Origin of the sequence: Arthrobacter sp. efr-133-TYG-104, from assembly GCF_030208915.1 — a bacterium.
In the GTDB taxonomy this organism is placed as follows: Bacteria; Actinomycetota; Actinomycetes; order Actinomycetales; family Micrococcaceae; genus Arthrobacter.
This window is the reverse complement of the sequence record NZ_JARVTA010000010.1, coordinates 1-11,713: the sequence shown is the minus strand read 5'-3', so window position 1 is coordinate 11,713 and position 11,713 is coordinate 1. Positions and strand designations below refer to the sequence as shown.

8 protein-coding genes and 1 tRNA gene are annotated in these 11,713 nt (G+C 61.4%); 4 read left to right on the top strand and 5 right to left on the bottom strand.

The genetic code is table 11. The annotated features are described in order from the left end of the window. Positions 1-38: 38 nt before the first annotated feature. A complete protein-coding gene (locus tag QRN04_RS08780; RefSeq protein WP_284975638.1) occupies positions 39-1,496 on the bottom strand; it encodes a dihydrolipoyl dehydrogenase family protein in 1,458 nt (485 codons plus the stop codon). A 406-nt stretch (positions 1,497-1,902) separates the two neighbouring features. Between QRN04_RS08780 and QRN04_RS08775 the strand changes: the two genes are divergently transcribed. Then, the gene (locus tag QRN04_RS08775; protein ID WP_284975637.1) at positions 1,903-2,631 is read left to right on the top strand and encodes a FadR/GntR family transcriptional regulator; all 729 of its coding nucleotides are present in this window, start codon (positions 1,903-1,905) and stop codon (positions 2,629-2,631) included. A gap of 218 nt (positions 2,632-2,849) precedes the next feature. Here the strand turns inward: QRN04_RS08775 and QRN04_RS08770 are convergent. Further along, a tRNA-Arg gene (locus QRN04_RS08770) sits at positions 2,850-2,923 on the bottom strand. Positions 2,924-3,206: 283 nt separating this feature from the next. Here QRN04_RS08770 and QRN04_RS08765 point away from each other — a divergent pair. Next, the gene (locus QRN04_RS08765; protein ID WP_284975636.1) at positions 3,207-5,033 is read left to right on the top strand and encodes a phosphoenolpyruvate carboxykinase (GTP); all 1,827 of its coding nucleotides are present in this window, start codon (positions 3,207-3,209) and stop codon (positions 5,031-5,033) included. Positions 5,034-5,134: 101 nt separating this feature from the next. On the opposite strand, the gene QRN04_RS08760 is transcribed toward QRN04_RS08765, so the two are convergent. The 3 genes from QRN04_RS08760 to QRN04_RS08750 are packed head-to-tail and all read right to left on the bottom strand — an operon-like array spanning position 5,135 to position 7,577. Further along, positions 5,135-5,605 (bottom strand): RrF2 family transcriptional regulator, encoded by a 471-nt coding sequence (locus QRN04_RS08760; RefSeq protein WP_284975635.1) that lies wholly within the window; start codon positions 5,603-5,605, stop codon positions 5,135-5,137. A 4-nt stretch (positions 5,606-5,609) separates the two neighbouring features. Then, entirely contained in the window at positions 5,610-6,146 is a 537-nt protein-coding gene (locus tag QRN04_RS08755; RefSeq protein ID WP_284975634.1) for a hypothetical protein, read from the bottom strand. A 12-nt stretch (positions 6,147-6,158) separates the two neighbouring features. Further along, positions 6,159-7,577: a phosphomannomutase/phosphoglucomutase gene (locus QRN04_RS08750; RefSeq protein WP_284975633.1), complete on the bottom strand. Its 1,419-nt coding sequence runs from the start codon at positions 7,575-7,577 to the stop codon at positions 6,159-6,161. A 140-nt stretch (positions 7,578-7,717) separates the two neighbouring features. Here QRN04_RS08750 and QRN04_RS08745 point away from each other — a divergent pair, with 140 nt between their 5' ends. Continuing rightward, positions 7,718-9,883 carry a RecQ family ATP-dependent DNA helicase gene (locus tag QRN04_RS08745; protein WP_284975632.1) on the top strand — a complete coding sequence of 722 codons (2,166 nt, stop codon included), beginning with the start codon at positions 7,718-7,720 and terminating at the stop codon, positions 9,881-9,883. A 104-nt stretch (positions 9,884-9,987) separates the two neighbouring features. Further along, the gene (locus tag QRN04_RS08740; protein WP_284975631.1) at positions 9,988-11,433 is read left to right on the top strand and encodes an MFS transporter; all 1,446 of its coding nucleotides are present in this window, start codon (positions 9,988-9,990) and stop codon (positions 11,431-11,433) included. The last annotated feature ends 280 nt before the right edge of the window (positions 11,434-11,713 follow it).

Sequence of the window (11,713 nt, the reverse complement as noted above, 5' to 3'; positions counted from 1 at the left end):
GGTCAGTTCAAATAGCGTAGCCCGTCCGAAACAGGTTCCTAGAGGCCGTACTTTTCCAACAAGCGCAGCCAGACCTCGCTGATAGTGGGATAGGAAGGAACCGCATGCCAGAGGCGGTCCAAAGGCACTTCGCCAACGACCGCGATCGTGGCGGAGTGCAGCAACTCAGCGACGCCCGGGCCCACGAAAGTTGCCCCAATGATCACTTTGCGGTCCTCATCCACCACCATCTGGGCCCAGCCCTTGTAATCCGGGGAGTACAGCTGCGCCCCGGAGACATCAATGGGGAGTTCCACGCCAGTGACGTTCCTGCCCTGCAACAGCGCTTGCTCCAGGCTGAGGCCCACCGAGGCCACCTCCGGATCGGTGAAGACAACGCTGGGGACCGCATGCTCATTGGCCGTGTGGGCCCAGGGGCTCCACGGTTGAGGTGCTCCGTGCAGCTTGCCGTTGGCCCTTGCGACGATTGCATCACCCGTGGCGCGGGCCTCGTACTTTCCCTGGTGGGTCAGGAGGACCATTCCGGCGGCATCTCCGGCCGCGTAGAGCCAGAACCCGCTGGTCCCGTCGCTGGCAGGGCCATCCACCAGGCCGCTCGGATCAGTAGTCAGCCGGAGGGGCTTGCCGTCAGGGGCCTCTATGCCAACGTTTTCCAAGCCAAGATTGGCCAGCGCGGGGTGGCGTCCGGATGCGACCAAGAGTTGGTCCGCTGTGAGGTTCTTGCCGTCGACTGTCACGGTGATGGAACCGTCGTCGTTCTTCTCGACTTTCGCGACGTCGGTGTGAAGGCGGACGTCGATGCCGTCGGCCCGAAGCCCGGCCAGTACCAGACTGGCGGCCTCCTCCGGGTAACTGCTCAGTAGCCGACCACGGGCCACCACGGCCACCTCGGATCCGAGCCGGGCGAAAGCCTGGCCGAGTTCGACGCCGGCGACGCCACCGCCGAGGACCACCAATCGCTTCGGAACTTCCTTGGCTGCCGTCGCTCCGCGCGTGGTCCAGAAGGGCACGTCGCTGAGGCCATCGATGTCTGGAATGGAGGGGGTGGAGCCGGTAGCCACCACCACGGCGTGGTGTGCTTTGAGCGCATAGCTGTTGCCGTCGAGCCCATCGACGAGGACCTCGCGCGGGCCGGTGATGCGGGCCCGGCCGCGAATGAGTTCGATGCCTGCGCTGTCCAACCACTCCGCTTGGCTGCCGTCCTGCCAGTTGTTGGTAAACCAATCCCGGTGCTGCAGAGCGGAGTGGGCGTCGATTGTTCCCGTGACAGCTTCTGTTGCGCCGGGAATCCCCTGGGCCGCGTGGAGCACACTGCCCGGCCTCAGGAGTGCCTTCGAAGGCATGCATGCCCAGTAGGAACATTCACCGCCGACCAGTTCGTTTTCGATGATCACGGCAGACAGGCCGCCTCGAACCACCCGGTCCGCAACGTTTTCTCCTACGGCGCCGGCGCCGATCACAATGACGTCAAATTCGCGGGAGTTCTCGGCAGTCATGTGGAAAGCCTACCGCCGCTTCCCCCTGCGTTGCGGGGCCCGCTTTGCTGGGTTTGAGCGTGTTTCGGGGTGCAGGGCGGGCCCCGCAACGAAAGGGCTACTCGTGCATCGCTACGTTCTGCTGGATCATCAGCAGGTCAACCTGTGCAGAACGCCGTCGAGACAGCCCTTCCGCGTGGAGGCCGTTTGAATGATCCAGCAGAACGGAGGCCGTGCGGGCAGGCAAAATCTCAACGGATTTAGCCACATGGCCTATGAAGGAGGTGGGACATCCGATATTGTATGTTGCGAGTCACTGATTCTGCGGCGGGTAATAAGCTCGCCTCAACATTAACGCTGCACCATCCGGTATTGGAGCATCCGAACCCTCCGAACCCCCGATTGGTGCATTTGCAAGGAGAGCGCCATGACAACTTCCGGTGTAGTCCCGCAAGCGCGGTTCAGCGCACAGACCAGGCTGCGAGCCTTGCAGTCGGACATTATGGAACTGATCCTGGAGCGTGAGCTCGAGGCGGGCGATCCCTTGCCGACAGAGAATGAGCTATCCGTGGCACTCGGCGTCGGCCGCAACACGCTACGTGAATCCCTCAAAGTCCTTCAGGCCCTCGGCGTCATCGAGATCCGCCACGGTTTCGGCATGTTCGTGGCGCCCACTAACTTCGATGCCCTCGCAGACGGACTCACGTTCCGGGGGAGACTATCGCTTCGTCACCACGGACTCGAAGCGTTGCAACTGGTTGACGTGCGTCAGGCACTTGAGTCGGGACTCATCGGCTCGTCCATCGACTTCATGACCAAAGAACAGCTGGCCACCATTGAAGAGTCGGTCAAGCAGATGGAGGAGCTGGCGGGTGCCGGGGAGAACTTCGTCATGGCCGACGCCGAGTTCCATCGCAGGCTGTTCGAACCCCTCAACAATGAAATCCTCATAAACCTGATGGGTGTGTTCTGGAAGGCGTACCGAAAGATCCATCTGGAGATCGGGCCCGGCAATGAGGACCTGATCAAGACCGCCGCGAACCATCGCAGCATTTACGCGGCAGTGGCGGCGGGCAATAAAGTCCTGGCCGCCGAGCTGCTTAACCGGCATTTTGACGGTATTCGGCGCCGTATCGGAGAGGCCGTGCGCGACTAGTTGAGGACGGTTAGTTGGGGCGCGAGTGGGGGCAAGGTCTCCCTCCCGCGCCCTACTAAGTAGTGGCAGAGCACGTCTGGGGGGCACGCGCGCTGCTGCTCATTGCCTTGGGTAGGCTTGCGCGTTGCCTAGGGCGGGCTTGCGCGGGCCGGGAGAAATTGCCCTGGCGGAGAAACAAAAAAGACCCGCACCGGCTAACCGATGCGGGTCTTGATTTGTGCGCCCAAAGGGATTCGAACCCCTGACCTTCTGTTCCGTAGACAGACGCTCTATCCAGCTGAGCTATGGGCGCATTTTCGTGTTTCGCGGCAGTCTGTTTCTCAGACCCCCTCGAACCTCAATAAACTTTACAGAAGTTCATGTGAAGTTCCAAATCCAGCAGGTGTTACCTGGCCGACTAGACCGGTCTACGTGACCTTAGTCACTTAAATGTCGGGTTTCTGAGTCCGCTCCCTTGATTTCTAGAGGTTTTTGCATTTCGCCTAGGTGGACGTCATATGTCTGACAACGGATTGGTCTGGTCCGCGACCCCTATCGTTTAGGACACACCACTGAACCCGAGGAAGGGAACCGCAATGGGCGATCTGGCGCGACTGCCGCTGCTTGAGAAGGCACCTACTACGCATGCTGGCCTTCTGGCTTGGGTAGAGGAAGTTGCCGAACTGACCCAGCCCGAGCGAATCCACTGGGTTGAAGGTAGTGAAGCAGAAAACAAGAAACTGACGGACGAACTCGTCGAAGCCGGGACCCTGCAGAGGTTGAACCCGGAAACGTTCCCCAACTCTTTCGCGGCGTTCTCCGACCCCGCCGATGTTGCCCGCGTAGAGGAGCAGACCTTCATCTGCTCCGAAAACAAGCGCGACGCCGGCTTCACCAACAACTGGATGGCTCCGGCCGAGATGAAGCAGAAGCTGCGCGGATTGTTCGCCGGCTCCATGCGCGGCCGCACCATGTACGTCATCCCCTTCGTCATGGGCCACCTTGATGCAGAGGATCCCAAGTTTGGCGTCGAGATCACTGACTCCGCATACGTGGTTGCCTCAATGCGCATCATGGCCCGCATCGGCACCGACGTCCTGGACCGCATTACGCAGACCGATGCATTCTTCGTTCCGGCTCTGCATTCCCTCGGCGCTCCGCTGGAGGACGGTCAGGCCGACGTCGCCTGGCCCTGCAACCCGGATAAGTGGATTGTGCACTTCCCCGAAGAACGCTCCATCTGGTCCTTCGGTTCAGGCTACGGCGGCAACGCACTGCTCGGCAAGAAATGCTTCGCGCTGCGCATTGCTTCGGTCATGGCCCGCGATGAAGGCTGGTTGGCTGAGCACATGCTCATCCTCAAGCTGACGTCCCCCGAGCAGAAGACCTACTACGTCTCCGCTGCATTCCCGTCGGCCTGCGGAAAAACCAACCTTGCGCTGCTGGACCCCACCATTAAGGGTTGGAAGGTGGAAACCTTGGGTGATGACATCACCTGGATGCGCTTCGGCAAAGAAGGTGAGCTCCGCGCCGTCAACCCTGAAGCAGGACTGTTCGGGGTTGCTCCCGGCACCGGCTGGGGCACCAACCCGAACGCCATGCGCGCCATCGCCAAGGGCAACAGCATCTTCACCAACGTGGCCCTCACCGATGACGGGGGCGTGTGGTGGGAAGGTATGACGGAGGAAACTCCCGCGCACTTGACTGACTGGCAGGGCAACTCCTGGACTCCGGACTCGGATACACCTGCGGCGCACCCCAACTCGCGCTTCTGCACGCCGATCGACCAGATCGACATGCTCGCTGAGGAGTACTTCAGCCCGGACGGTGTGGAACTTTCCGCTATCCTCTTCGGTGGCCGCCGCAAGACCACCATTCCGTTGGTTACCGAAGCCCGCGATTGGTCAAATGGCATCTTCATGGGCTCCACGCTGTCCTCGGAAACCACGGCTGCGGCCGCCGGTGCCGTTGGGGTTGTTCGCCGCGACCCGATGGCGATGCTTCCCTTCATCGGTTACGACGCGGGTGACTACCTGAACCACTGGGTGAACCTTTCTGCCAAGGCCAACCCCGACCGTCTGCCCAAGATCTTCTTGGTCAACTGGTTCCGACGCACACCTGAGGGTGGATTCGCATGGCCCGGATTCGGCGACAACGCCCGCGTCCTTAAATGGGCTATCGAGCGCCTCGAAGGCAAGGCTGAGGCGGTGGAGACGCCGATCGGTTTTGTTCCGACCGGTGAGGCTATCGATCTGGAAGGCCTGGACATGACCCCGGCCGAGGTTGAAGCCGCTGTTAGGGTGGATCCGGACGAGTGGGCAACCGAGCTGGCATCCATCGAGGAGTGGTTTGCCAACTTCGGCGAATCACTCCCGGCGGCACTGCAGTCCGAGCTGGATGGCCTTAAGGCCAGGCTGGCCTAGACCTCTTAGGAACAACGGCGTTCTTAAGTGAACGACGGCGGCCCGTCACCTTTCGGTTGAAGGTGACGGGCCGCCGTCGTTCTTTGGTCAGAGTGCTTTGGTCAGAGTTGCGCCGCGGGCTTCCTGAATTCAGGCCGGAGGCCGATGGACTGGAAAACCGGGTTCATTTGTCGAGCATGGGGGAGCGATGAGATGACTACTCCGTCGAGCTCCCGGTAGAAAGCCTCACGTGCGCGACTCATGGCGTGGCGCAGTGCGCATTCGGTGATGAGTGGACAATCCCCAGCGCTTGACTGGCACTCGGCGGGGTCTTGCCGGCTGTCCAAATGGCGGAGGAGCATTCCAACGGTGGCTTTACGCCCGGCTTCGTTAAGCCGCGAACCGCCCAGACGGCCACGTTCGACGTCGATAAAGCCGAGCGAGCGCAAACGAACCATTGCTTTGCTGACATGGTTGTACGGTGTTCCGACTGCGTCGGCCACCGCCTGAGTGGTCAGCAGGGCGCCCTCAGGAACCGCCGCCAACACCATGATGGCGCGAAGGCTGACATCGGCGAAGGCGTTGATCTTCATGGGTTCAGCCTAGGTAGCTCTCGTCCACCCAAATGGATGGCTCGTGGGTGTCGGGTTCCATCGCCTGAAAGACGAAGCCCTCAGCACCTGGGATGTAGGGAATGATGGCGGCGCCCACGCTCCCATCCCGGTGTTCGGCCGCACCGTGAATGCCGTCGGAGCCGTGCTCCGGGAGGCTAACATCGCTAATGATTGCTGCGGCCCGAAACTCGTCACGGCCTTGCCGAAGCAATTCATGAAGATCGTCCAGCATCTTTCCGGCATCTACTTCCCCGTCTTCGTCGGGCTCGCCGGGGGTGACGAGGAGAACCCTTAGCTCTCCATCATTTGAGAGTGTCACGCCGAAGGGAAAAAATCCGCCGTTCTGTTGGAGATGCTCCTGAGCCGTGCCTAGACCGGTTCCTAGGGTTTCCCGTAACTCCCTATCCTGAACCGACTCCTGCGGACCAGTAAAGTCCGCTGACGTAGCCGGTTCCCCGGAAGGGGTATCGCCGGAACTTCCGTTGTCCGGGGTGGCATTGCCGGTGCCCAATTCGCTCATACTGCCCGGCTCCTAAGCCCGGACCAGGGCGAGGACGCGGTCACGGATCTTTTCCATGGTGGGCTGGTCCGTGGCCTCTGCGTTCAAGCGGAGGAACGGTTCGGTGTTGGATGGGCGCAAGTTGAACCACCAGCTACCGTCCCTGGCAGTGAAGGTGCTGCCGTCCAGATGATCGATTTCTACGTCTTCATTTTCGAAGTCCACGCGCACGCGCTCCACCGCTCCGGCTTTGTCCTCGATCTCCGAGTTGATTTCCCCTGAAGAGACGTAGGGCTCGTACTGGCGTCCGAGTTCGGACAGTGGACCGTCCTGCTCTCCTAAGGCGGCGAGGACGTGCATGGCGGCAAGCATTCCGGTGTCCGCGTTCCAGAAATCGCGGAAGTAGAAGTGGGCCGAGTGTTCCCCGCCGAAGACTGCTCCTTCCTCGGCCATGACGGCCTTAATGAACGAGTGCCCCACACGGGTCCGGACTGCACGACCGCCGTCTGTTGCTACGAGCTCCGGAACGGCCTTGGACGTCAGGAGATTGTGGATGATGACCGGGGTCTGTTCGCCCGCTGCCTGTGCCCTGGCGATCTCGCGACGGGCGACCATGCCAGTGATGGCGGAAGGGGAAACCGGGTCACCGTTTTCGTCGATCACAAAGCAGCGGTCAGCGTCGCCGTCGAACGCCAGGCCGATGTCGGCGCCGTGCTTGATGACGGCGGCCTGGAGATCGCGGAGGTTCTCCGATTCCAGCGGGTTGGCCGGGTGGTTCGGGAACGAGCCGTCAAGTTCGAAGTACAGCGGGATGATCTCGAACGGCAGGGCCGGAAGCAACCTGTCGCCCAGGACCGCCGGAGTGGTCAGGCCCGCCATTCCGTTGCCAGCGTCGACCACAATCTTCAGCGGACGTGAGCCGGAGAGATCAACCAGTTGACGCAGGTACACAGAGTAGTCCTTGAGGACATCGTGCACGCCGATCTCCCCGCGCGTTGCAGCGGGGGGGATAACCCCGGCGTTCAGGTATTGCTCGGCGAGGGCTTGAATTTCCTTAAGCCCGGACTCAGAAGAGATGGGTTGCGCTCCGGCCTTGGCCATTTTGATGCCGTTGTACTGCGCAGGGTTGTGGCTCGCCGTGAACGTGGCACCCGCAGCATTGAGGGCCCCGCATGCGTAGTAAAGCTCATCGGTGGAGATCAGGTCCAGCAATTGCACGTTGGCTCCCCGTGTTGCTGCACCCTTGGCGAAGGCTTCGCTGAACTCCGGTGAAGATGGGCGCATATCGCCCCCAACCAACACTGTGCCGCCCTCGAGGCCCAGGACGTCAATGAACGCAGCACCCACGGCCTCGACGATCTGGGCCGTGATGGACTCACCCACGATGCCACGGACGTCATACGCCTTGAAGGAAGCGGAGAGGTCGAATGTCTTGTTCTGCTCTTTAGTCACGGGCTCAATCCTACTGTGGACGCGCAATTCGGTGCCTATGCCGGCCGCTGTCTGTGGACAGCCGATGGGCCTGGGCTGCTGTTGTCCACATAGGAGGCCCAGCGATCCCGGCCCTCATGACCGACTGGAATACTGGAGTGATGGCCAACAACTCCCCGAATGCTTCAGTTTCAGTGCAATCACCTACCGGACAGGACGCCCTGCAATGCCTCCGCGAACTGGTGGGGCACCCTGAAGCCACGTTCCACGACGGCCAATTTGAAGCTATTGAGGCTTTGGTCGACGAGGGGCGTCGCGCGTTGGTGGTCCAGCGCACCGGCTGGGGAAAATCGGCTGTTTACTTTGTGGCGTCATTGCTACTGCGCCGGCGGGGAGCAGGTCCGACGCTGATCGTCTCGCCCTTGCTCGCGCTCATGCGGGACCAGGTGGCGGCAGCAGCCCGCGCAGGTGTGCGGGCTGTCGCCATAAACTCTGCCAATGCGCTCGACTGGGATAGCGTGCTGGCTCAGTTGGCTGCGGACCAGGTCGACGTGCTCCTTGTATCTCCCGAAAGGCTCACTAATCCGTCTTTCAGGGAAAACCAGCTTCCGGAGCTCATCCGCAGGACGGGCCTTTTGGTTATTGACGAGGCTCATTGTATTTCCGACTGGGGGCACGACTTCCGCCCCGATTATCGTCGCATTGCCGACTTGATAGCCCAACTGCCGGCATCGGTTCCGGTTCTTGCTACCACTGCAACGGCGAACTCAAGGGTGGTGCATGATATCGAGGAGCAATTGGGTGAGGGTGTGCTGACCATCCGCGGAGCACTTGGCCGAGAGTCGCTGCGGCTCGGGGTGCTTAGCCTGCCCGATTCCCGGGACCGGTTGGGCTGGTTGCTTACCCACCTGGCTGAGATGCCCGGCAGCGGGATCGTTTACACTCTCACTGTTTCAGCGGCGGAGGACACAGCCCGGCTTTTGGTTGAGGCTGGCCATAACGTCCTTTCCTACACAGGGCGAACCGATCCAGCGGACCGGGAGCGGGCTGAACAGTTACTTAAGGAGAACAAGGTGAAGGCCCTTGTGGCCACCTCCGCCTTGGGTATGGGGTTCGACAAGCCGGATCTGGGGTTCGTGATCCACCTCGGTGCGCCCTCATCACCGGTTGCTTACTACCAGCAAGTTGGTCGTGCCGGGCGTGGAGCGGCCAACGCTGACGTACTGCTCCTCCCAGGAGCTGAGGACCGTGAAATCTGGCAGTACTTCGCAACGGCGTCCATGCCATCGGCTGAGAAAGCAGCCGCCGTATTGTCGGTTCTCGCGGAGGCAGGAGCAGCTCTTTCCACGGTTGCCCTGGAGGCGCGAGTGGATCTTCGACGAACGCCCTTGGAACTGCTGTTGAAAGTCTTGGCCGTGGACGGAGCTGTTGAACGCGTCGGCGGCGGGTGGAAAGCAACCGGCCGATCCTGGACCTATGATGCCGAGCGTTACGCGCGCATCGCGGAGGCCCGTGTAGATGAGCAGGACTCCATGGTGATCTATCAAGACACGGCGGGCTGCCGCATGGAATACATCACCTCCGTGTTGGATGACGAGAGCGCTACCGCGTGTGGCCGTTGTGATAATTGTGCCGGCCGGTGGTTTCCCGTGGACATAGCGGCATCCGCCGTCGACGCCGCGGGGCAAACCTTGCGCCGGGCCGGCGTTGTGATCGAACCACGACTCCAGTGGCCCTCAGGGATGGATCGCCTGGGCGTTGCCGTCAAAGGCAAGATCAAGCCAGACGAAAACGCGGCTGTAGGGCGTGCTTTGGCGAGGCTTACCGACTTGGGCTGGGGTGGCGCACTCCGGGACCTGTTCGCGGCGGGGGCCCCCGACCGCTCCGTTGACCCGGGTATGCTGAAAGCGTGCGTGCAGGTGCTGCGCGAGTGGTCGGGCGCTGAAGGGGGTCCTGCGTGGAGTGGCGCAGGACGGCCGGCGGCCGTGATCAGTATCCCTTCGCGGAGTAAGCCTTTGCTAGTTGATTCGCTCGCCCGAGGAATTGCCGGCATTGGTCGAATGCCTTACTTGGGCCAACTGCAGATCGCTCACGGCGGACCGGCGGGCTCTCGTGGGGGCAACAGCGCATACAGGCTCGCGGGAGTTTGGGACCGCCTTGTGGTGGGCCCAGAATTAGCCCAAGGCCTTACTGGGATCGATGGACAGTCGGTCCTCTTGGTGGACGATCTTATAGACAGCCGTTGGACCATGACTGTTTCGGCCCGGGCGTTGCGTCAAGCCGGCGTAGGAGCGGTGCTCCCGTTGGCCTTGGCCCAGGCAGGCTAGCTGGGACGTCATCTTGTGAGCGCTCTCACTCGTTCCGGCTAGGATCAGAGAAACCCGTCCGTGTCCGCCCCACGGTTGGACCAGGCATACCTTGGACCGGAGCCATGACCTTAAATCCCAGAGATATCCAAACCGTCGACGCCGCGGAGAGCTCGTGGCGACCGCAATTGGCCCTTCTGGTTGCAGCGACGTTCTTCATGGAGTTCCTGGATGGAACAATCCTCACCACAGCGATGCCCAGCATCGCCTCGGATTTCCATGCGGCCCCGGCTGATATCAACGTCACCATGACCGCGTACTTGGTGACGGTGGCCATGGGAATTCCTCTTAGCAGCTGGCTCGCCGAAAGGTTCGGTGCCCGCAGGGTCTTTTGCCTGGCCATTTCGATATTCACCATCGCCTCGTTGTTTTGCGCGCTCAGCACGGGCTTGCCGGAGCTTACCCTCAGCCGTGTTGCCCAAGGCGTGGGCGGTGCCATGATGGTCCCCGTCGGAACGCTGGTGGTTTTGCGCGGCACCCCTAAGTCCGAGCTGCTGCGAGCCACCGCCTATTTGGTGTGGCCGGGCCTCCTCGCGCCCGTGCTGGCTCCGATGGTAGGCGGTGCCCTCACCACCTTCCTGTCCTGGCACTGGATTTTCCTCATTAACGTTCCGCTTGGAATCGCTGCACTCATTACCGCCCTGCGCCTGGTTCCACAAACGAACTTCGACTCCAACCGTCGACTCGATTGGTTTGGCTTGGCGCTCACCACCCTGGGGGTCGGCGCGTTGGTGGTGGGCCTTGAAGCCCTCGGCGGGCGCGGATCCAACTTGCTGACCGGTGTAACGGTCGTCGGCGGTGCACTTTCCCTCGGGGGAGCTGTCTGGTGGATGTCCAAGGCGAGGGTTCCGCTGTTCAACCTCGCTGTTTTTGCGACCAAGACTTTCCGCACGACGTCGACTGGCGGCTTCGTTTACCGTCTGACCATCAGTTCGGTGCCATTCCTGCTGCCCCTGATGTTCCAAGACGGGTTCGGGTGGGACCCGTTGAAGGCCGGGGTCATGGTCGCCGCAGTCTTCGTGGGTAATATCGGCATCAAGCCCGCTACAACGCCACTCATAAGTCGCTTTGGATTCAAGCCAGTCCTTGTCTTCGCGTCACTCGCGTCAGCCCTGACGTTCGCGATGTGCGCTCTCCTGACGGCCCAGACACCTGAACCGCTCATCTTCACTCTTCTACTTTTCAGTGGCGCGTTCCGTTCCATCGGTTTCTCCGCCTATGCCTCAGTGCAGTACGCGGACATAGTTCCCGCCCAACTCTCTTCGGCCAACGCGATCTCCGCAACGCTGGTTCAGCTGGCCGCCGCCGGTGGAATCGCCATAGCCGCTTTGTTCCTCCGATCTTTTGAGACGTCACATCTGTTCGGTCCCGATCACGTGGGGGTTTACAAAGGGGCGTTCCTTGCTATGGCGGCGCTGATGCTCATCAGCACAGCCGACAGCCTTACTCTGCACCGGCACGCCGGTGCGGAAGTCAGCGGAGGGGCCAAGCGAAAGCAGGCAAATCCCTAGCCGCTGCCTCTCCGGGAGTGAAGCGCCGGCCTAGGGGCAGACCCCCCCAACGCAGGTGGTCCGGGTTCGAAAATCGGCGGCGAAATCCTCGCCGACTTCACCATTAACCCAGCCCGCGGCTACCAACCGAAAAAACAAAACACCCCCGGTCCGAAGACCGGGGGTGTCAATGATGTCCCGACACATCCGTGAAGGATGTCTCGACTCATCACACAACGCGGAGACGGGGGTGTGTAGTTTCACGACATAGTTCACACGTGAGTCGGGACATCGTTCTCAG